This is a genomic window from Bradyrhizobium sp. MI1.7 (assembly GCF_055811795.1).
In genome coordinates this window covers 112,145-132,143 of record NZ_JBVVPO010000009.1, presented here as the reverse complement: position 1 = coordinate 132,143, position 19,999 = coordinate 112,145, and the positions used below count along the sequence as shown (strand labels likewise).

The 19,999-nt window shown below is 64.3% G+C and carries 20 protein-coding genes; 18 read left to right on the top strand and 2 right to left on the bottom strand.

The window, feature by feature from the left end; genetic code table 11:
* Positions 1-46: 46 nt before the first annotated feature.
* The 3 genes from trpS to AC0L3X_RS11960 all read left to right on the top strand — a co-directional run bounded on the left by trpS (position 47) and on the right by AC0L3X_RS11960 (position 2,574).
* Positions 47-1,099, top strand: coding sequence for a tryptophan--tRNA ligase (gene trpS, locus AC0L3X_RS11970; protein ID WP_473316414.1), 1,053 nt, complete (start codon positions 47-49; stop codon positions 1,097-1,099).
* 110 nt (positions 1,100-1,209) lie between these two features.
* The gene (locus AC0L3X_RS11965; protein WP_063980124.1) at positions 1,210-1,704 is read left to right on the top strand and encodes a universal stress protein; all 495 of its coding nucleotides are present in this window, start codon (positions 1,210-1,212) and stop codon (positions 1,702-1,704) included.
* Positions 1,705-2,004: 300 nt separating this feature from the next.
* Positions 2,005-2,574 carry a NifU family protein gene (locus AC0L3X_RS11960; RefSeq protein WP_063985958.1) on the top strand — a complete coding sequence of 190 codons (570 nt, stop codon included), beginning with the start codon at positions 2,005-2,007 and terminating at the stop codon, positions 2,572-2,574.
* A 110-nt stretch (positions 2,575-2,684) separates the two neighbouring features.
* On the opposite strand, the gene AC0L3X_RS11955 is transcribed toward AC0L3X_RS11960, so the two are convergent.
* Positions 2,685-4,370, bottom strand: a complete 1,686-nt coding sequence (locus tag AC0L3X_RS11955) for a methyl-accepting chemotaxis protein (RefSeq protein ID WP_063980125.1) — start codon at positions 4,368-4,370, stop codon at positions 2,685-2,687.
* A 306-nt stretch (positions 4,371-4,676) separates the two neighbouring features.
* Here AC0L3X_RS11955 and tsaB point away from each other — a divergent pair, with 306 nt between their 5' ends.
* From tsaB to trmB, 13 genes are all read left to right on the top strand, one after another.
* Positions 4,677-5,372 (top strand): tRNA (adenosine(37)-N6)-threonylcarbamoyltransferase complex dimerization subunit type 1 TsaB, encoded by a 696-nt coding sequence (gene tsaB, locus AC0L3X_RS11950; protein ID WP_063980126.1) that lies wholly within the window; start codon positions 4,677-4,679, stop codon positions 5,370-5,372.
* The gene (rimI, locus tag AC0L3X_RS11945; protein WP_063980127.1) at positions 5,369-5,854 is read left to right on the top strand and encodes a ribosomal protein S18-alanine N-acetyltransferase; all 486 of its coding nucleotides are present in this window, start codon (positions 5,369-5,371) and stop codon (positions 5,852-5,854) included. Before tsaB ends, rimI begins: the two co-directional genes overlap by 4 nt.
* 39 nt (positions 5,855-5,893) lie before the next feature.
* Positions 5,894-6,349 (top strand): Fur family transcriptional regulator, encoded by a 456-nt coding sequence (locus AC0L3X_RS11940; RefSeq protein ID WP_028150589.1) that lies wholly within the window; start codon positions 5,894-5,896, stop codon positions 6,347-6,349.
* Between the two features lie 52 nt (positions 6,350-6,401).
* A complete protein-coding gene (locus tag AC0L3X_RS11935) occupies positions 6,402-7,085 on the top strand; it encodes an HAD family hydrolase (protein ID WP_063980128.1) in 684 nt (227 codons plus the stop codon).
* A gap of 16 nt (positions 7,086-7,101) precedes the next feature.
* Complete coding sequence (locus AC0L3X_RS11930) at positions 7,102-7,509, top strand: hypothetical protein (RefSeq protein ID WP_063980129.1); 408 nt, start codon at positions 7,102-7,104, stop codon at positions 7,507-7,509.
* A 154-nt stretch (positions 7,510-7,663) separates the two neighbouring features.
* Positions 7,664-9,058 carry a tRNA (N6-isopentenyl adenosine(37)-C2)-methylthiotransferase MiaB gene (miaB, locus tag AC0L3X_RS11925; protein ID WP_063980130.1) on the top strand — a complete coding sequence of 465 codons (1,395 nt, stop codon included), beginning with the start codon at positions 7,664-7,666 and terminating at the stop codon, positions 9,056-9,058.
* Between the two features lie 64 nt (positions 9,059-9,122).
* On the top strand, positions 9,123-10,118 hold the full coding sequence (locus AC0L3X_RS11920; RefSeq protein ID WP_063980131.1) for a PhoH family protein: 996 nt from the start codon (positions 9,123-9,125) through the stop codon (positions 10,116-10,118).
* A gap of 82 nt (positions 10,119-10,200) precedes the next feature.
* The gene (gene ybeY, locus AC0L3X_RS11915) at positions 10,201-10,689 is read left to right on the top strand and encodes an rRNA maturation RNase YbeY (RefSeq protein ID WP_223153827.1); all 489 of its coding nucleotides are present in this window, start codon (positions 10,201-10,203) and stop codon (positions 10,687-10,689) included.
* A gap of 1 nt (position 10,690) precedes the next feature.
* A complete protein-coding gene (locus AC0L3X_RS11910; protein WP_063980132.1) occupies positions 10,691-11,809 on the top strand; it encodes a hemolysin family protein in 1,119 nt (372 codons plus the stop codon).
* The gene (gene lnt, locus AC0L3X_RS11905) at positions 11,806-13,419 is read left to right on the top strand and encodes an apolipoprotein N-acyltransferase (protein WP_063980133.1); all 1,614 of its coding nucleotides are present in this window, start codon (positions 11,806-11,808) and stop codon (positions 13,417-13,419) included. Before AC0L3X_RS11910 ends, lnt begins: the two co-directional genes overlap by 4 nt.
* A 219-nt stretch (positions 13,420-13,638) precedes the next feature.
* A complete protein-coding gene (locus tag AC0L3X_RS11900; protein ID WP_008131807.1) occupies positions 13,639-14,052 on the top strand; it encodes a helix-turn-helix domain-containing protein in 414 nt (137 codons plus the stop codon).
* Between the two features lie 86 nt (positions 14,053-14,138).
* Entirely contained in the window at positions 14,139-15,296 is a 1,158-nt protein-coding gene (locus AC0L3X_RS11895) for a M20 family metallopeptidase (RefSeq protein ID WP_063980134.1), read from the top strand.
* On the top strand, positions 15,293-16,003 hold the full coding sequence (trmB, locus tag AC0L3X_RS11890; RefSeq protein WP_063980135.1) for a tRNA (guanosine(46)-N7)-methyltransferase TrmB: 711 nt from the start codon (positions 15,293-15,295) through the stop codon (positions 16,001-16,003). Before AC0L3X_RS11895 ends, trmB begins: the two co-directional genes overlap by 4 nt.
* A gap of 134 nt (positions 16,004-16,137) precedes the next feature.
* Here the strand turns inward: trmB and AC0L3X_RS11885 are convergent, their stop codons facing one another.
* A complete protein-coding gene (locus tag AC0L3X_RS11885) occupies positions 16,138-17,220 on the bottom strand; it encodes a DUF2336 domain-containing protein (protein WP_063980136.1) in 1,083 nt (360 codons plus the stop codon).
* A 386-nt stretch (positions 17,221-17,606) separates the two neighbouring features.
* On the opposite strand from AC0L3X_RS11885, the gene rimP reads away from it, so the two are divergent.
* Entirely contained in the window at positions 17,607-18,365 is a 759-nt protein-coding gene (rimP, locus tag AC0L3X_RS11880; RefSeq protein WP_063980137.1) for a ribosome maturation factor RimP, read from the top strand.
* A gap of 2 nt (positions 18,366-18,367) precedes the next feature.
* On the top strand, positions 18,368-19,978 hold the full coding sequence (nusA, locus tag AC0L3X_RS11875; RefSeq protein ID WP_028150578.1) for a transcription termination factor NusA: 1,611 nt from the start codon (positions 18,368-18,370) through the stop codon (positions 19,976-19,978).
* Positions 19,979-19,999 lie beyond the last annotated feature (21 nt).

The following is a 19,999-nucleotide window of genomic DNA, read 5'->3' as shown; positions in this document are numbered from 1 at the left end:
GCCGCTGTTGGAAACGACGGCCGAATACCTTCCAGGAAGACTTACCATGGCATTCGTTGAACGGGTCTTTTCGGGCGTCCAGCCGACGGGCAATCTGCATCTCGGCAATTACCTCGGCGCGATCGTCAACTTCGCGAAGATGCAGGAAACCCACAACTGCATCTATTGCGTCGTCGACATGCACGCAATCACGCAAGGCGTGGACGTCTGGGGCGGACCGGTCGAGCTCGCGCGCAACACCCGCGAGGTGACCGCGGCGTTCATCGCGAGCGGCATCGATCCGAAGAAGCACATCGTGTTCAACCAGAGCCAGGTCTCCGGCCACGCCGAGCTCGCCTGGATCTTCAACTGCGTCGCGCGCATGGGTTGGCTGGGCCGCATGACCCAGTTCAAGGAGAAGGCCGGCAAGGACCGCGAGAACGCTTCCGTGGGTCTGTTCGACTATCCCGTGCTGATGGCCGCCGACATTCTGCTGTACCGCGCCACCCACGTTCCGGTCGGCGAGGACCAGAAGCAGCATCTCGAGCTCTCTCGCGACATCGCGCAGAAGTTCAACAACGACTTTGGCGACTCGATCCGCAACCTCGGCGCCAATGACGGCCTGTTCTTCCCGCTGCCGGAGCCGCTGATCACGGGCCCCGCGACGCGCGTGATGAGCCTGCGCGACGGCACCAAGAAGATGTCGAAGTCGGACGCGTCCGACAATTCGCGCATCAATCTGACCGACGACGCCGACACCATCGCGCAGAAGGTGCGCAAGGCGAAGACCGATCCGGAGCCGCTGCCGTCAGAGGAAAAGGGCTTGGAAGCGCGCCCCGAGGCCGACAATCTCGTCGGCATCTTCGCCGCGCTCTCCGGCCGCTCCAAGGCTGACGTGCTGCGCGAATTCGGCGGCGGCCAGTTCTCCAGCTTCAAGAATGCGCTGGTGGATCTGTGCGTCACGAAACTCTCGCCGATCGCCGGCGAGATGAAGCGCCTCGTCGCCGACCCCGGCCATATCGACGCGATCCTGAACGATGGCGCCGACCGGGCCCGCGCGATCGCCGACGAGACCATGAAGCTCTCGAAGGACATCGTCGGCTTCATCCGCCGGCGCTGATTTCCCGCATTTGCGAGACCCGGCCGGCGCCCACTGCGCCGGCAGCTTCTCCTCTCCCCAAGCGTGAGGGAGTGTGGCAGCATGCCGGCCGTGCACATTCCGGGACATGCATGACCAGCAAGCGACTTTGCTTCGAGCCGGGTCACAAGCCCAAATGCCTCGTGATCGTCGATGACACCGCCGAATGGGATCGCGCGGTCTACTATGCCAGCCGCTGGGCGATCCGCGCCGGCGGCGGTGTGGTCATGCTGCGCATCATCGAGCCCGAGCAGCAGAGTCAGGAATGGCTCGGGGTGGCCGAGATCATGCGCGCCGAGGCGCAGGAGGCGGCGGAAGCCGCGCTCGACCGCGCCGCCGGCCGCGCCAACGGCATCGCCGCGATCACGCCGGAGCGGGTGATCCGCGAAGGCGATGCAATGGAACAACTGCTCGCCGTGATCGACGAGGACCCTGACATCGCCATGCTGGTGCTCGCCGCCAATCCCGGCGCGGAGGGTCCGGGACCGCTGGTCTCGCTGCTGGCGCATGAACTGGGCACGTTCCCGGTGCCGGTGACGATCATCTCGGGCGCGCTGAGCGATGGAAGCGTGGATTCGCTGTCGTAGGCGTCCCTATCTGGACTGCGGCCAACCAGATATCCGTCATGCCCGGGCTTGTCCCGCCTGCGCGGCCGAAGCCGCTTCGGCGCGGCGAAGGCCCGGGCATCCACGTTCTTGGCGCCACGAAGCAAGGCGTGGATGGCCGGGTCAAGCCCGGCCATGACGGCGCGGGAATATTAAAGTGTCCTAACCCGCTGATATCGCAACGAAACGTCCTACCCACCCCTTGACCGTGCGTTCCCCGTCGCCATCTGCTACTGGATAGCTTGCGCGCCGGCCTTGAACCGGCGACGTCTGGAGAAAACCATGTTCATTCAAACCGAAGCCACCCCCAATCCCGCCACGCTGAAGTTCATTCCCGGCCGCGTCGTCGTCGACGGCGGCCCGATGGAATTTTCGAGCCGCGAATCGGCCACGCGCTCGCCGCTGGCCGAAAAGCTGTTCGACGTGCCCGGCGTCACCGGCGTGTTCTATGGATCGGATTTCATCACCGTGACCAAGGCGAACGGTGAATGGCAGCAGCTCAAGCCCGCGATCCTCGGCGCCATCATGGAGCACTACATGTCCGGCGCGCCGTTGCTCGCCGATGGCGCGGCTCCAAGCGATGCCGATCTCGACGACGAGGATGAGTTCTTCGACGAGTCCGATGCCGAGACGGTCGACATGATCAAGGATCTGATCGAGACCCGCGTGCGGCCCGCGGTCGCCAATGACGGCGGCGACATCACCTTCCGCGGCTTCAAGGACGGGATCGTCTATCTCAACATGAAGGGCTCATGCGCCGGCTGCCCGTCGTCGACCGCGACGCTCCAGCACGGCATTCAGAATTTGCTGAAGCATTTCGTGCCCGACGTGGTCGAAGTTCGGCCGATGTAGGCGAAGTGCCGTAGGGTGGGCAAAGGCGCGCTTGCGCCGTGCCCACCATGCAATCATCGCGAAAAGAAGAGGTGGGCACGCTTCGCTTTGCCCACCCTACGAGATCTCTCCTACGCCGCTTGGCCGATGCTCGCCGCCTCTTCCGCGGCCTTGCGCATGCTCGCCGACATTTCGCTGGTGACGGTGCTCTGCTCCTCGACGGCGGCGGCCGTTGACGACACATATTCGCTGACGCCCTCGATCGCGCCCCGGATCGCCCCCAGCGCGGCGACCACGTCGACCGAGATGCCGTTCAGATTGCCGATCTCCTGCTCGATCCGGTCGGCGGCCTGCTTGGCCTGATTGGCGAGGTTCTTCACTTCAGATGCCACCACGGCAAAGCCGCGACCGGCCTCGCCGGCGCGCGCGGATTCGATGGTGGCGTTCAGCGCCAGCAGATTGATCTGACCGGTGATGCTGCCGATCAGCTGCACGATCATGCTCATCGACTCCGCCGCCTGCGTCAGCCGCTGCGCCTGATGGTCCGCCGCCTCGACCCGATCGACCGCGGTCGATGCGGTCTCGCGCGAGCGCGTCATTGCCTCGGCAATCTCGCGCACCGAGGCGTTGAGCTCCTCGGCGCCAGCGGCGACCGATTCCATCATATCGCGCACCTTCTCGCTGCGCTTGCGCGCGATCACCTGGGCGGTGGTGTCGGAGGCGTATTTCACGACCTTGAACGGATTGCCGTTGAGGTCGCGGATCGGGTTGTAGGAGGCCTGGATCCAGACCTGCCGGCCACCCTTGCCGACGCGCTGATATTCGCCGGACTGGAATTCACCGGCGTTCAGCCTGGCCCAGAAGGCCCGATAGGCTTCGCTGTCGCGCTCGTCAGTGCCCACGAACATGCTGTGATGCTTGCCGACGATCTCGGACAGCGTATAGCCGAGCGCGCCGAGGAAGTTTTCGTTGGCTGTCAAAACCTTACCGTCCATGCTGAACTCGATCACGGCCTGCGACTTGCCGATCGCCTCGATCTGCCCGGCAAAATTCGCATTCGACAGCTTCTGCGCACTGACGTCGGTCGCGAACTTCACCACCTTGAACGGCTTGCCGGTCTCATCGAGGATCGGATTGTAGGAAGCGAGAATCCAGACCTCCTTGCCGCCCTTGCCGAAGCGCTTGTATTCGCCGGACTGGAATTCGCCGCGGCCGAGCTTGGCCCAGAATTCGCGATAGGCTGCGCTATCGCGCTCACCTGCCCCCACGAATATGCTGTGATGCTGCCCCTGGATCTCGTCGAGCCGATACCCCACCGTGCTCAGGAAATTCTCGTTGGCGGTGATGATGGTGCCGTCGAGATTAAACTCGATCACCGCCTGGGCGCGGCCGATCGCGGAAATCTTGCCGGCATCTTCGAGGCTGCGGATCTTGCGCGCGGTGATGTCGGTCGCGAACTTGACGACCTTCACCGGCTTGCCGGCCTCGTCGATGATCGGATTGTAGGACGCCTGGATCCAGATCTCGCGGCCGCCCTTGCCGAGCCGCTTGTATTCGGCTGATTGATATGCGCCGCGGCCGAGCTGCGCCCAAAACTCGCGATAGGCCGCGCTGCCCCGCTCCTCCGGCATCACGAACATGCTGTGGTGCTTGCCGGCGATCTCGTCGAGCCGGTAGCCCATCGCGTCCAGGAAATTCTGGTTGGCCGTGATAATGGTGCCGTCGAGATTAAATTCGATGACCGCCTGCGACTTGCCGAGTGCAATGACCTGAGCCAAAGCCTCCCTAGCCGAAGAACCGCTTCGCCAAAAAGACATAAATGAACCCTTCCAAATGACCGAACAGGCGCGGCTTGATCTGCCAAAGCGCCCCGTCTGAGTCGTCGTTGACTCACTCTCCCGCCCGTTGACGGTGTCATTGGTTTGCTAATGATTACTTAAAATGCCAACATTTCAATCACTTAGCTATCTCTAAGGTTGCAAATTGATGCATCCGCATCGAAAATGGGGAGCGAAAATTTTGTCGCCTTCGCGTCCACGTAGAATTACGGGGCCGATCGTGCGCCTGTCGAGAAATCAAACTTGGACTGGTTCGACCGCGGCTCGACCGACTAAGCTGATTCGATGCTGATCCTTGCCATCGATACCGCGCTGGAAGCGTGCGCGGCTGCCGTTCTCGACACCGACGCCGTCCAGCTGCTTGCGGAGGAATCGCTTCTGATGAAGCGCGGCCACGCCGAAGCGCTGATGCCGATGATCGCGCGTGTGATGCAATCGGCCGATCTTGCCTTCACCTCGCTCGACCGCATCGCCGTCACCGTCGGTCCCGGAAGCTTCACGGGCCTGAGGGTCGGCATTTCGGCGGCGCGCGGCCTTGCGCTTGCGGCGAAGCGGCCCGCGGTCGGGCTGACGACGCTTTCGGCCTATGCCGCCACCGTCGTCGGCCAGAGCGGAACGGCGCCGGTGATCTCGGCGATCGATGCGCGGCACGATCACGTCTACTTCCAGATCGTAGCCGGCGACGGTAGCCCGCTGGTGCGGCCGAGCGTCGTGCCAATTGACGCGGCGATCGCGGCCTCGCAATTCGGTGCGCCGCATCTGGTCGGCAATGCCGCAAAGATCCTCGCCGATCGCTGGCCGAAGGACGGTCCGCAACCCGTTGCGGTCGACGCCCAGCCCGCGCCCGACATCGGCTGGGTCGCCTGGCTCGGCGCCGCGGCCAATCCCGAAACCACGCCGGCGCGGCCGTTCTATCTGAAGGCACCCGACGCAAAGCCGGCCGCACAGCCACCGTTCGCAGCACAAGCCGCAACCTCATGATGAGATGGCTTTCGGAATGGTGGCGCGGCGGCACGGCCGCCGTCGAGCCGGCCTCCACGCGCGACGCCGCGCGGCTGGCGCAGCTGCACGGACAATCCTTTGCCCGCGGCTGGGGCGAAGGCGAGTTCGAAGGCATGATCGGCGAGCGCAACACGCTCGTGCACCGGTTGCGGCTCGGCCGCAAGACCATCGGATTCGCGGTGTCGCGGATCGGCGCGGACGAAGCGGAAATCCTCTCCATCGCGGTCGACCAGGCTCACCGCGGCCGCGGGCTGTCCGGCACGCTGCTGATGACGCATCTCGGCCACCTCGCAGGGCGCGGCGTGCGCACAATATTTCTCGAAGTCGAGGAAAATAACCAGCCGGCGCGGCGGCTCTACGATCGGGCCGGATTCATGGTGGTCGGGCGCCGCGAACGCTACTATAAGCAGCCCAACGGGGAACAATTGAACGCACTTCTGATGCGACGTGACTTGTCGTAACATTGATGGCAGAAAGCGCCCCCGTCAGGCAGACACACTATGACTGGACTTAAACCTTCCTCCGCCTCCAAGGCGACCGGCATCGAGGCTCGCTGCGCCGCCACCGGCATGCGCATGACCGAGCAGCGCCGTGTCATCGCCCGCGTGCTGGCGGAATCGGTCGACCACCCCGACGTCGAGGAACTGTACCGGCGCTGCGTCGCCGTCGACGACAAGATCTCGATCTCGACCGTGTATCGCACCGTCAAGCTGTTCGAGGATGCCGGCATCATCGAGCGCCATGATTTCCGCGAGGGCCGCGCGCGCTACGAGACGATGCGCGACAGCCATCACGACCACCTCATCAATCTGCGCGACGGCAAGGTGATCGAGTTCACCTCCGAGGAGATCGAGAAGCTGCAGGCGGAGATCGCCCGCAAGCTCGGCTACAAGCTGGTCGACCATCGGCTCGAGCTCTATTGCGTCCCGCTCGACGACGACAAGCCGACGTCTTAAGTGGCATGATCTTGTCGGAAAACCGCTTCACACTTTTCCGGATCATGCCCTCGTGCCTATAGATCTCATCATCTTCGATTGCGACGGCGTGCTCGTGGACAGCGAGGTGATCTCCTGTCGCGCCCATGCCGATGTACTCACGCGGCACGGCTATTCCATCACCTCGGAGCAGGTATTCGCGCGCTTCCTCGGTCGCTCGACGCGGCAGGCCAATCTGGAGATCGAGACCGAGCTCGGTCGCAAATTGCCCGAGGCCTATCACAGCGATCTGCAGGACGAGCTGTTCCGCTCGTTCGAAGCCGACCTCGAAGCGATCCGCGGCATCCACGATGTGCTCGATGTCGTCACGCAGGCCGTCTGCGTCGCCTCGAGCGGCTCGCATCAGCGCATGCAGGTGAGCCTGGGAAGCACGGGCCTCTATGAGCGCCTCGCGCCGAACATCTTCTCGGCCTCGCAGGTCAAGAACGGCAAGCCGGCACCGGACCTGTTCCTGTTCGCGGCCAAGGAAATGGGCGTGGCGCCCGAGCGCTGCGTCGTGATCGAGGACAGCCTGGCCGGCATCGCCGGGGCGCGAGCGGCCGGCATGACCGTGTTCGGCTTCCATGGGGGCAGCCATTGCGGGGACGGCCATGCCGAGACCCTGCGCAAGGCCGGGGCCGACCTGACCTTTGCCGACATGCATCAGTTGCCGGAGTTGGTCCAGCGAAACGTCGGTATGGCCGAGCTTCGGTCGTAAAGAGCGTGTCGGGACCATGGACGAGCAACACAACATCGCTCTGATCGGCGGCAGTAACGACGAAAGGGCAGTAATCACCGAGTACGAAATTGATCCTGTCGTCTGCAAGCTGACCTGCACCTATCGCGGAAAGATGATCGAAGCTGAAGCCCCCGATTTCTTCGAGGCCCTGTGCTTGATCCGCCGTCAGCTCGAGCGTGAAGGGCTTATCCCATTCTGCTACGGCGCCAGCCTCAATGTGTATCCGTCCGCAATGGCGAGGGACATGGGAGCCGGGCTGAAGGCATACCGGATGAAGAAAGGTGTCCATGCGCGCATGGCCGACCTCGTCGAAATCTTCGACACCGGGCCTGATGTGACCCCGGCCTCGGTCGACGCGCAGGAAGAGTTTTTTCCGGAATGGCTCGCCGCCCCTCGCGTGTAGTGCTGGATCCACGCCAGGCGGGCCCGATTCGAGGGGTTTTGGGACCTGTCTCCCCTTTGGGAGCGCCCGGAATCCCGTTGAGGGCTCCATTCGCTGGATTTTCGCCCCTCCAGCCTATATCTGAGGGGCGTCCTCCACCTCAATTCCGGGTTCCATGACGCCGCCGCGCAAGCTGCACATCAAATCATATGGCTGCCAGATGAACGTCTACGATGCCCAGCGCATGGTGGACACGCTGGCTCCGGAAGGATTCGTGGAGACGGCCAACGCGGAGGATGCCGACCTCGTCATCCTCAACACCTGCCATATCCGCGAGAAGGCCTCCGAAAAGGTCTATTCCGAGCTTGGCCGGCTGCGGGTTGCCAAGGACGAGGCCGCGCGCGGGGGCCGGGCGATGCAGATCGCGGTGGCGGGCTGCGTGGCGCAGGCCGAGGGTGCTGAGATCACGCGCCGCGCGCCGGTGGTGGACGTCGTGGTCGGCCCGCAGAGCTATCATCACCTTCCGGAGTTGTTGAAGCGAGCGCGCGACGAAGGCCGCGCGATCGAGACCGAATTTCCCGCGGCTGACAAGTTCGGCTTCCTGGCCCAGCCAAAACCCGATGCAATCCGCGCGCGCGGCATTTCCGCTTTCGTCACGGTGCAGGAGGGCTGCGACAAATTCTGCACCTTCTGCGTGGTGCCCTATACGCGCGGCGCCGAAGTCTCGCGTCCCGTGGCGAAGATCGTCGATGACGTGAAGCGGCTGACTGACAACGGCGTCCGGGAGCTCACGCTGATCGGGCAGAACGTCAACGCCTATCATGGCGAGGGACCGGACGGGACAAGCTGGCCGCTCGGCCGATTGCTCGAACATCTGGCGAAGATTCCCGGCATCGCGCGGCTGCGCTATTCGACCAGCCATCCCCGCGATGTCGATGACAGTTTGATTGCAGCCCATCGCGATCTCGGCGAGCTGATGCCGTTCGTGCACCTGCCGGTGCAGTCGGGTTCGGACCGGATTCTTGCCGCCATGAACCGGAAACATACCGCCGATGATTATCGGCGTGTCATCGACCGTTTCCGGTCCGCGCGCCAAGACATTGCTTTTTCATCAGATTTTATCGTGGGCTTCCCCGGTGAAAGCGAGCAAGATTTTCTCGCCACCCTCGCGCTTGTCACGCAAATCGGCTACGCTGCCGCATATTCGTTCAAATACTCCGCCCGGCCGGGAACGCCGGCCGCGGATATGCAGGAGACGGTGTCCCCCGCCGAGATGGACCAGCGATTGGAGCGGCTCCAGGAACTGATCGACAGCCAGCAATCGGCCTTCAACAAGGCCGCGATTGGCTCAACGGTCGATGTGCTGTTCGAGCGTCCGGCCCGCAAGGAGGGCCAGATCGTCGGCCGCACTGCCTTCCTCCAGCCTGCGCATGTGATGGCCTCGCCCGACATCATCGGACAAATCCTGCCGGTCCGGATCGACAGCCTCGAACGCTATAGTTTCCTCGGTGAGCTCGTGACGCCGCGTAACGCGCGCGAGCCCGCTTTATCGCAAGCCATTGGAGCCTGAACCCTTGCCAAAAAGCGCATCGGATTCGTCTTCGTTCGCTCCCAGCCGCAAATTTGACCGCGACATGCAAGTTCCGCCCGAGACCCAGGTCGTCATCGACTTCGACGACAACCGCGCCGCATCCGCGTTGGTCGGCCCCTACGGCCAGCATCTCGCCCAGATCGAGCGGCGGCTCGGCGTCGTGGTCGACTCCAAGGGCAACCACATCACCATCGGCGGCACGCGCGACGGCTGCGACGCCGCGCGCCGCGTGCTGGAGACACTCTACGCGCAGGCCGTGAAGGGGCAGGATCTCGACCAGGGCGAAGTCGAAGGCGCGATCCGCGCCGTGATCGCACAGGGCTCGCTGTTCGAATTCGACGCCAAATCGGCCAAATCCACCTTCGACAGCATCAATTTGCGCAAGCGCCCGGTGCGCGCACGCACTGCCGCGCAGGATTCCTACATCCGCGCGCTGAAGCGCCACGAGCTGGTGTTCGGCATCGGCCCCGCCGGCACCGGCAAGACCTGGCTCGCGGTCGCGCATGCCGCGCAGCTGTTCGAGCGCAAGGAAGTCGACAAGATCATCCTGTCGCGTCCGGCGGTCGAGGCCGGCGAGCGGCTCGGCTTTTTGCCCGGCGATCTCCGCGAGAAGGTCGATCCGTATCTCCGTCCGATCTACGACGCGCTTTACGATCTCATGGACGCGCGCATCGTCGAGCGGGCGCTCCAGACCGGCGAGATCGAGATCGCGCCGCTCGCCTTCATGCGCGGCCGCACGCTGACCAACGCCGCGATCATCCTGGACGAGGCGCAGAACACCACGTCTATGCAGATGAAGATGTTCTTGACCCGTCTCGGCGAGAACAGCCGCATGATCGTGACCGGCGATCCCTCGCAGATCGACCTGCCGAACGGCCAGACTTCGGGCCTTGCGGAAGCGACGCGCCTGCTGGGCGGCGTCGAAGGTATTGCACAAGTTCATTTCAAAGCCGAGGACGTGATCCGCCACGAGCTCGTGGCACGAATCGTCTCTGCCTATGAGGGGCAGCCGCAGCGGCCGGCCGCCGGTAAATCCTGACGAGACAACAACCGGACCATACGGGCGCGGACAGGGCGTCCTTTGGTTCCGAACAGACAAGATGTCACATCCAAACCTTCCCATGACCGAGGTCCTCGTCGTTGCCGATTGCTGGCAGCGCGAACCCGATTCCGAAGCGGTGATCCAGCGTGCGGTGGCGGCCGCCGCCGAGAGTGTCGACGAGGACGTTGCCGACGCCGAAGTGGCCGTGATGCTGACCGATGATGCCGGTATCCGTACGCTCAACAGCAACTGGCGCGGCATCGACAAGCCGACCAACGTGCTGTCGTTTCCCGCGCTCCAGCCGGAGGGCGAGTGGAAGGAAGGCGATGCGCCGCGCATGCTCGGCGACATCGCGATCGCCTACGAGACCATGCGGCGCGAGGCGGACGAGGAACAGAAGCCGTTCGATCATCATTTGAGCCATCTCGCCGTGCATGGTTTCCTGCACCTGGTCGGCTACGATCACGAGAACGATGGCGACGCGGAGGAGATGGAAGCGCTCGAACGAGAGATCCTGTCTCATCTCGGCATACCCGATCCCTATGCAGACCGCCCGGGGACGCATTGAGATGCCCGATTCCGACCCTATTCACGACAATCCGCGCAATACCGCCAATTTGCCGGTCGTGGTGACATCAGGCGAGGTGATGCGGCCGACCGCGGAAGGCTGGCTGCTGCGTGCCATTCGCACCCTGTTCGGCTGGAAGGCGGGATCGGTGCGCGACGATCTCCAGGTCGTGCTCGATGCCACGACGCCTGACGACACCGGCTTCTCGACCGTCGAGCGCACCATGTTGCGCAACATCCTCGGTCTGCACGAGCGCCGCATCGCCGACGTCATGGTGCATCGTGCCGACATCATCGCGGTGAAGCGCGACATCCCGCTCGGCGAATTGATGGACCGCTTCGAGAGCGCCGGCCATTCGCGTCTCGTCGTCTACAACGAGACGCTGGACGACCCCGTCGGCATCGTCCACATCCGCGATCTGCTCGCTTTCATGACCGCGCGCGCACGGGTGTCCGAGGCCACGAAAACCAAGCGCAAGAAACCGCTGCCGGCCGGCCTCGACCTGCGTACGGTCGACCTGGCGCTACCGCTGCAGGATGCGCGCATCATCCGCAAGCTGCTCTACGTGCCGCCGTCGATGCGGGCGATCGACCTGCTGGCGCAGATGCAGGCGACGCGCATTCATCTGGCGCTGGTGGTCGACGAATATGGCGGCAGCGACGGACTGGTTTCGCTCGAGGACATCGTCGAGCAGATCGTCGGCGAGATCGACGACGAGCATGACAGCGACGAGCCGCCCTCGATCGTGCGGCTGCCCGACAACGCCTTCATTGCAGACGCCCGCGCCAGCCTCGACGACGTCCGCACGGTGATCGGAGAGGATTTCGTCACCGGCGAGGCGGGTGAGGAAGTCGAGACGCTCGGCGGCTATCTCGTCAGCTTCGTCGGGCGCCTGCCGGTGCGCGGCGAGGTGATCTCCGGCCCCGGCCATTACGAGATCGAGGTGCTCGATGCCGATCCGCGCCGCGTCAAGCGGCTGCGCATCTCGACACGGAAGGAGCGCCCTGCGCCGCGTACCCAGCGCGAGAGCCGCCGCCGCGAAGCCACGCCGGAGAGCGGTCAACCGCCTTCCAGCGACACGCCCGTCCCGCCGCCAAGCGACGGGACCGGTTCGCAGTGAGCCCGTTCCAGCGGTTTCGGCAGATTGCGCTTGCCATCATCCTCACCTGGGGATGGAAGCGTGCGCTCATCGCGATGGGATGCGGTGCGCTGTCGGTGCTGGCGCTGGCGCCATTCAATGTCTTTCCGGTGCTGTTCATCACCTTCCCGGTGCTGGTCTGGCTGATCGACGGCGCGGGCGCCGGACGATATCGCGGCGTCCCTGCCGCGGCACTGACGGGCTATTGGTTCGGGCTCGGCTATTTCGTCCCCGGCCTCTACTGGATCGGCTACGCCTTCTTCGTCGACGCCGACGTGTTCGCGTGGCTGACGCCGTTCGCCGTGCTTGGCCTGCCGGCCTATCTCTCCATCTTCACCGCGATCGGATTCGCGCTGGCCCGCCTGCTCTGGACCAAGGATGCCACGCGCATCCTCGCGCTCGCCGCAAGTCTCACCATCGCCGAATGGCTGCGTGGTCACGCATTGACCGGTTTCCCCTGGAACGCGTTCGGCTATGCCCTGTCAGAGCCGCTGCCGCTGGCGCAGACAGCGTCGCTGATCGGCCTGTGGGGCATGACGTTCCTTAGCGTTGCGATCTTCGCAAGCCCGGCGGCGCTGATCGACCGTACGCCCGATCGCCGCCCGGCATGGCGCGCGCCGGCTGCTGCGATTGCCCTTCTGATTGTCATGAGCATCTTCGGCGCGATCCGCCTGTCGCTGCATCCGACCACGATGGTCGCGGGCGCGAAGCTGCGCCTGATGCAGCCGGACCTCCAGCAGGACGCGAAATTCAACTACGCCGCCAAGGCGGAGGTGATGAAGAAATACCTGGCGCTGTCGGACCGCGCCTCGGGGCCGCAATCGACCGGCGTGCGCGATGCCACCATCCTGATCTGGCCGGAATCCGCCTTTCCGTTCTTCCTGACCCGCGAAGCCGACGCGATGGCGCAGATCGCCGAGCTGCTGCCGAAGGGTACGGTGCTGATCACGGGCTCGGTTCGCGCCCCCGACCTGCCGCGGGGCACGCCGATCACGCGCGCCTACAACTCGATCTACGTGATCGATCACGACGGCAGCGTGCTTTCGGTCTATGACAAGCTGCACCTCGTGCCGTTCGGCGAATTCCTGCCCTACCAGGACTTGATGGAGAAGCTCGGCTTTGAGCAACTCACGCGCGTGCGCGGCGGATTCATTCCGGGCAGCGTGCGACATGCGCTATCGGTGCCCGGCGCGCCGCCCGCGCTGCCGCTGATCTGTTACGAAGCAATTTTTCCAGGCGAGGTCGCCGGCCGCAATGAGCGTCCGGGCTGGATCGTGAACCTCACCAATGACGGCTGGTTCGGCATATCGACCGGTCCCTATCAGCATCTCGAGCAGGCCCGGATGCGTGCGATCGAGCTCGGATTGCCGCTGGTCCGGTCCGCCAATACCGGCGTGTCAGCGGTGATCGATCCGGTGGGACGAACCGTTGCCAGCCTCGGCCTCGGCGTCGAAGGCATTTTGGATGCAAACCTGCCCGCCGCAATTCCGCCGACCGTCTATGCGCGGGTGGGCGACGTGCCCGCAGCCATGCTCGTTGCGCTGGCCGTGTTTCTGGCGGTCCGCCGACGTGTTGCCAAACGGCACCCCTGATCACGCCTCGCGGCCGCCGCGACCGGAATCCTTTGACAACCGTAGTCCCACGGTTGACAGACTGCACGCGCCCTCCTCATTCTGCACCGGCTGCAAAAGACAGTGGGCGTTGCTAAATTTCTCCGCAATGTTTCCCAATAACAGGGTTTGATTTTGACGCTGCTGGCACCGGAGGCATTCTTGTGATTGCGCCGAAGGTGATGTTTGGAGGCTGAGGAAATGTCGAAAGCGCCCAACCCTGTTGACAAATATGTCGGCAGCCGCGTGCGTATGCGCCGCATCATGTTGGGCATGAGCCAGGAAAAGCTCGGTGAAGCTTTGGGCCTGACTTTCCAGCAGATCCAGAAGTACGAGAAGGGCACGAATCGCGTCGGCGCAAGCCGCATCCAGCAGATCGCCGAGATTCTGCAGGTGCCGGTGTCGTTCCTGTTCGAGGGCGGACCGAGCGGCGTAGCTGGCCCGGACGGCTTCGCCGAAGGCGCCTCGCCGTCGTATGTGTCGGACTTCCTCGCGACCTCCGAAGGTCTCGCTCTGACCAAGGCGTTCACCCGAATCACTGATTCGAAGATGCGCCGCTCGATCGTCGATCTCGTCGAGCAGATCGCCGCCCGCGAAGGTCCCGACAAACGCTGACGCGACGGCTCAATCCGATTTGAGACTGCGTCAAATCTGGCCTATGTCGTCATTTGCGGGCGCGTTTTTGGTGCGCGCCCTCTTCGATGATGCGGTTCAAAGGCACAGATGCGTTCATGACCAAGTCCAATTGGTTCGATTCACAAACTATTCTCGATGGCATCCGCCGCTGGGTGGAGATCGAGACGCCGACGGACACACCTGAACAGGTCAACAAGCTGATCTCCGTGGTCGCGGAGCAATACCGCGATCTGCCGGTTACGCTCGAGCGCGTCGCCGGCGTCGATGGCTGCGGCGATCATCTCGCTGCACGCTCGACCTGGGGCCAGGACCGGCCGGGCATTTTGGTGCTGAGCCACCTCGATACCGTTCATCCCATGGGATTCATCGAGCGCCTGCCGTTCAAGGTCGAGGGCGACAGCGCGTTCGGTCCCGGCATCTACGACATGAAGGGCGGCGCCTATATCGCCCATCACGCCTTTCGCGCGCTCTGCGCCGCCGGCGATCGCTCGCCGCTCGGCATCACCCATTTGTTCACCTCCGACGAGGAGATCGGCAGCCCGACCTCGCGCGCGCTGATCGAGGCGGAAGGGCGCAAGGCCAAATACGTGCTGGTGACGGAGCCCGCGCGCGACGGCGGCAAGATCGTCACCGGGCGCAAGGGCGTCGGACGATTCGAAGTATTCATCAAGGGTGTGCCCGCACATGCCGGCACGCGGCCCCAGGATGGCCGCAGCGCGATCCGCGAGCTTGCCAACGTCATCCTGGCGCTGGAAGCGATGAACGATCTGGCACGCGGCGTCACGGTGAATGTCGGCGTGGCACGCGGCGGCACGCGTCCCAACGTCACGCCGGAGGAGGCCTATGCCGAAGTCGACCTGCGCGTGCCGAGCTTTGCCGACGCGGAGGAGTTCGTCGGCAAGATCCTCGGGCTGACGTCGAAGACGGATGGCGTCACGGTCAAGGTCACGGGCGGACTCAACCGTCCGCCCTACGAGAAGAGCAATGCAGGCGCCTCGCTGTACGAGCATGCGAAGTCGCTTGCCACCGAGATCGGCTTCGAGCTGATCGACACCCACACCGGCGGCGGCTCGGATGGCAATTTCACCGCCGCCCACACCGCAACGCTCGATGGACTCGGCGTCGACGGCAAGGGCGCACACACCCATTATGAGCAGATCTACCTCTCGTCGCTCGAACCCCGCGCGCGGCTGCTCCATCGCCTGTACCAGACGCTGCGATGAGCGAACGAAAATCAGATCCCGATCGCGATGACAGCGAACGCGCCTTCTTTGGGCGCCGCAAGGGCCACAAGCTCAGGCAGCACCAGGCCGAGCTGATCGATCATCTACTGCCGCATCTTTCACTCGACATCGAGGGCGAGAAGCCGGCGAATGCCAACGAGATCTTCGATCCCGCGGCCGACGATGTCCGGCTCGAGATCGGCTTCGGCGGCGGCGAGCATCTTGCGGCCGAGGCCCAGAACTTCGCCACGACCGGCTTCATCGGCTGCGAGCCCTATGTCAACGGCATGGCAAAGATCCTCGCGCAGATCGAGGCCGCCAACATCGGCAACATCCGCCTGTTCGCGGGCGATGCCGCCGAGCTCCTGGCCTGGCTGCCGCAGGCATCGCTGTCGCGGATCGACCTGATCCATCCCGATCCCTGGCCGAAGCGGCGGCACTGGAAGCGGCGCTTCGTCCAGGACCGCACCATCGCCGCGATGGCACGCGTGCTGAAGGCGGGCGGCGAATTCCGTTTCGTCTGCGATATCGACGATTACTGCGCGTGGACGCTGATGCATCTGTCGCGGTCGACGGATTTTCAGTGGCTCGCCCAATGCGCCGACGATTTCCGTCGGCCATGGGACGGCTACACCATGACGCGCTACGGCCGGAAGGCCACGCGCGAAGGGCGCAAGACCACATATCTGCGGTTCAGGCGCGCATAGATTCTTCGCGCGATCCATCGATAATCGTCATGCCCGGGCTTGTCCCGGGCATCCACGTACTTTCCTCCTGTGGGCAGCAAGAACGTGGATGGCCGGGACAAGCCCGGCCATGACGACGAAGATCCGTACTTTGATTAGATCGTCTGGCGGTTGCGCCAGAATTTCACGACGCGCTCGGCCGTTGACGGCATCAGGCGCGTGAAGTTCACGCGCGCCTGCTCGAGATCGGCATCAGCCGGCGTGCGATGCGGGCCGTACCACATCAGGATCAGCGCGCGCACCGTGGGCCAGCCGAGATTGAGCACGCGCCCCAGAATCAGAATCGGATCGTAGCGGTCGCCCGCGACCAGGCGATCGAGGATCGAGAGGCGGACACCGGACATCGCCGCGAGCGAGGCGATCGATTCCTCATATTTGAGCGCCTTGGCGAAGCCGAGCAGCGCGCTCTCGCCGAGATGACCCTCGCGATGCAAGGTCAGCACCGTGCGCTGTGCCGCCGAGAAATCGCGGCGCGGCCCCGGCGGCAGCGCGGCCTCCTCGATCGCCGCCATGGCGCGCTTGATCTCGACCTGGCGCACGGGATTGACCACGCTCGAGAGGCGGCGGCGGATGACGTCGAGCGTGCCGTCGAGCAGCTGTTTCAGGTGCTCGCCCGAGAGATCGTTGCGCTGGCCGATCTTGAGCGTCAGCACGCCGTCCTGCGACGCACGCTTGATCAGCTCGGAATAGCTGCCTTGCGAGAACTCCGCGCCGGCATTGCCCGCGGCGCGACGCACCACGTCGCGATCGCCGCGCTCGACCAGCACGTCGGTGATGGCGGCCGACAGTGCGGGGCGCTCGGTCATCGCCAGCAGATGGCCCTGACCCTTCAGCCGCGCGATCTCGACGAGAGCGGCGTCGTCGAGCACCGGCGAGCGGCGCAGCACAGGGCCCGCCACCATGATCTCGTTTTCGCGCGCGAGCTGGCTCACCAGATGCGGCGGCGCATTGTTCAGGCGCGAGAAGCGCTCGGCGAGGTCGACGCGCGAGGCAAGCTCGGCATGCGGAACGAGATCGATCAGCAGATTGTCGAAGAGATCGACGAGATCGGGACGGAGCTTCTCGGCGTCCTGGAAGAACAGTTGGGCGATGGCGCGCGCGATCTCACCGCGACGCCGGGGGTCGCCGCGTTTGACGATCTCGTCCAGTCCGGGAATGAGCGACGTGGCAGCGGTCATGAAAACGCAACTCGTACAGGGCACGCCGCGGGTGCGCCCTTGGTCCAAGCCGCCCCACAATCAGGGAATTTAGGCCTGCTAGATGAAGGAAGCGTTGCGCGGGGGGGGCCACAGGCCGGGCGCAAAAAGCCTCGTCTTTCCCGCGATGGGCCTTGTCCGGGAGGACGGAAAGGGCTATATCAGCGCCAATTCATCTTCTCATACGATCCGCGTAGTGAGAGTGGGCCCGAAAGGACCCGCTCTTTTTTATTACCTGAACGCGGCTTGGTTGAAGATATGCGGCCCGGCGAGCTGCCGGGATAAAGAGTTCCGAAACAGGCTCTGCAGATCCTAACCTGTTCAAGTCCTTAACCAAGCCTTAACCATCGAGCGCCTTGACCCCTGATATGACCGAACCGAACACTGGTTCCACGGATGCCGAGTTGCTGGCCGAGCCGAGGCTCGTGGTCGAGCCGGGCGTGGCGGCACGTGTGTCTGCGGTCGCAGGTCCGGTGCTCGAGGGCATGGGCTACCGCCTGGTGCGGATCCGCATCTCCGGCGAGGCCGGCTGCACCGTGCAGATCATGGCCGAGCGGCCGGACGGCTCGATGCAGCTCGAGGATTGCGAAGCGATCTCGCGGGCGCTGTCGCCCGTGCTCGACGTCGCGGACCCCATCGACCGCGCTTATCGGCTGGAAATCTCCTCGCCGGGGATCGACCGTCCGCTGGTGCGCCGCTCGGATTTCGAGCGCTATTCCGGCTATCTGGTGAAGATCGACATGGCGGTCGCCCATGAGGGGCGGAAGCGGTTCCGTGGCATGCTTGGTGCCGTCGAAGGCGACCGCGTGCACCTGCATCGCGACGACGTCAAGGCGAACGATAATCCCGACGTTCTCCTGACGATGGAAGACATCGGTGAGGCACGCTTGGTGCTGACCGACGAGCTGATCGCGGAATCCATGCGCCGCGGCAAGGCCGAGGAGCGCCAGATGCGCCGCGATCTCGGCATCGAGCCGCCGGCTGCACCGCACGCGGAAATCAGTGCGAAGATCACCAAGAACACCAAGCCGCAAAAAAAGAAGCCGGCACCGACCAATACGAAGAAGCACCGCCTGGCCGCCGAACGCGCGCGGCGGGGCGAGATCGAGCCTGACGAAGGAGACTAGCCATGGCAGTCAGCGCCAATCGACTTGAATTGCTCCAGATCGCCGATGCCGTCGCGCGCGAGAAATCGATCGACCGCGGCATCGTCATCGCGGCAATGGAAGACGCCATCGCCAAGGCGGCACGGGCACGTTACGGCAGCGAGACTGACGTTCATGCCGAGATCGACCCGAAGAAGGGCGAGCTGCGGCTGTCGCGCCACATGCTGGTGGTCGAGAAGGTCGAAAATCATTCCAACCAGATCTCGCTGGTGGATGCGCAGCGCGCCAATCCCGGCGCCCAGGTCGGTGACACCATCGCCGATACGCTGCCGCCGCTGGAATATGGCCGCATCGCCGCGCAATCGGCCAAGCAGGTGATCGTGCAGAAGGTGCGCGAGGCCGAGCGCGACCGGCAATATCAGGAATTCAAGGACCGCATCGGCGACATCGTCAACGGCGTCGTCAAGCGCGTCGAATATGGCAGCGTGATCGTCGACCTCGGCCGCGGTGAAGCCATCATCCGCCGCGACGAGATGCTGCCGCGCGAAGTGTTCCGCAACGGCGACCGCGTCCGCGCCTACATCTTCGACGTCCGCCGCGAGACCCGCGGCCCGCAGATCTTCCTCTCCCGCACCCATCCGCAGTTCATGGCGAAGCTGTTCGCGCAGGAAGTGCCTGAGATCTATGACGGCATCGTCGAGATCAAGGCGGTGGCCCGCGATCCCGGCTCGCGCGCGAAAATCGGCGTGATTTCCCGCGATTCCTCGGTCGATCCGGTCGGCGCTTGCGTCGGTATGCGCGGCTCGCGCGTGCAGGCGGTGGTGAACGAGCTGCAGGGCGAGAAGATCGACATCATTCCGTGGTCGCCCGACATCGCGACCTTCGTGGTCAACGCGCTGGCGCCGGCCGAAGTCTCCAAGGTCGTCATCGACGAAGACCGCGAGCGCATCGAGGTCGTCGTGCCCGACACCAACAACCAGCTCTCGCTGGCGATCGGCCGCCGCGGCCAGAACGTGCGTCTGGCCTCGCAGCTCACCGGCTGGGACATCGACATCCTGACCGAGCAGGAGGAATCGGAGCGCCGCCAGGCCGACTTCGAGAACTCCACCCGCGTCTTCATGGAATCGCTCAATGTCGACGAGGTGGTCGGCCAGCTGCTGGCGTCCGAAGGCTTCACCTCGGTCGAGGAACTCGCGATGGTGGACCTCAAGGAACTCGCCGGCATCGAAGGCTTCGACGAGGAGACCGCGCAAGAGCTCCAGAACCGTGCCCGCGAATATCTCGAGCAGCAGGAGGCCGAGATCGAGGCCAAGCGCAAGGAGCTCGGTGTCGAGGACGCCGTCAAGGACGTGCCGGGCGTCACCTCCAAGATGCTGGTCAAGTTCGGCGAGAACGACATCAAGACCGTCGAAGACCTCGCCGGCTGCGCCACTGACGATCTGGTCGGCTGGACCGAGCGCAAGGAAGGCGGCGAGCAGACCAAATTCCCTGGTGCGCTCGACGGTATCGAGATCTCCCGTGACGATGCCGAAGCCATGATCATGCAGGCCCGCGTCAAAGCCGGCTGGATCACCGAAGCCGATCTCGCGAAGCCCGCCGAAGAGGCCGAGGCGACCGAAGATCAGCCGGCTTAAGGACGAAGGAGAATGTCGCCC

Bases quoted from the DNA above. Each gene is read 5' to 3' on its own strand.
- trpS (WP_473316414.1), top strand. From the start codon at position 47: ATGGCATTCGTTGAACGGGTCTTTTCGGGCGTCCAGCCGACGGGCAAT.
- AC0L3X_RS11965 (WP_063980124.1), top strand. From the start codon at position 1,210: ATGACCAGCAAGCGACTTTGCTTCGAGCCGGGTCACAAGCCCAAATGC.
- AC0L3X_RS11960 (WP_063985958.1), top strand. From the start codon at position 2,005: ATGTTCATTCAAACCGAAGCCACCCCCAATCCCGCCACGCTGAAGTTC.
- AC0L3X_RS11955 (WP_063980125.1), bottom strand. From the start codon at position 4,370: ATGTCTTTTTGGCGAAGCGGTTCTTCGGCTAGGGAGGCTTTGGCTCAG.
- tsaB (WP_063980126.1), top strand. From the start codon at position 4,677: ATGCTGATCCTTGCCATCGATACCGCGCTGGAAGCGTGCGCGGCTGCC.
- rimI (WP_063980127.1), top strand. From the start codon at position 5,369: ATGATGAGATGGCTTTCGGAATGGTGGCGCGGCGGCACGGCCGCCGTC.
- AC0L3X_RS11940 (WP_028150589.1), top strand. From the start codon at position 5,894: ATGACTGGACTTAAACCTTCCTCCGCCTCCAAGGCGACCGGCATCGAG.
- AC0L3X_RS11930 (WP_063980129.1), top strand. From the start codon at position 7,102: ATGGACGAGCAACACAACATCGCTCTGATCGGCGGCAGTAACGACGAA.
- miaB (WP_063980130.1), top strand. From the start codon at position 7,664: ATGACGCCGCCGCGCAAGCTGCACATCAAATCATATGGCTGCCAGATG.
- AC0L3X_RS11920 (WP_063980131.1), top strand. From the start codon at position 9,123: ATGCAAGTTCCGCCCGAGACCCAGGTCGTCATCGACTTCGACGACAAC.
- ybeY (WP_223153827.1), top strand. From the start codon at position 10,201: ATGACCGAGGTCCTCGTCGTTGCCGATTGCTGGCAGCGCGAACCCGAT.
- AC0L3X_RS11910 (WP_063980132.1), top strand. From the start codon at position 10,691: ATGCCCGATTCCGACCCTATTCACGACAATCCGCGCAATACCGCCAAT.
- AC0L3X_RS11900 (WP_008131807.1), top strand. From the start codon at position 13,639: ATGTCGAAAGCGCCCAACCCTGTTGACAAATATGTCGGCAGCCGCGTG.
- AC0L3X_RS11895 (WP_063980134.1), top strand. From the start codon at position 14,139: ATGATGCGGTTCAAAGGCACAGATGCGTTCATGACCAAGTCCAATTGG.
- trmB (WP_063980135.1), top strand. From the start codon at position 15,293: ATGAGCGAACGAAAATCAGATCCCGATCGCGATGACAGCGAACGCGCC.
- AC0L3X_RS11885 (WP_063980136.1), bottom strand. From the start codon at position 17,220: ATGACCGCTGCCACGTCGCTCATTCCCGGACTGGACGAGATCGTCAAA.
- rimP (WP_063980137.1), top strand. From the start codon at position 17,607: ATGACCGAACCGAACACTGGTTCCACGGATGCCGAGTTGCTGGCCGAG.
- nusA (WP_028150578.1), top strand. From the start codon at position 18,368: ATGGCAGTCAGCGCCAATCGACTTGAATTGCTCCAGATCGCCGATGCC.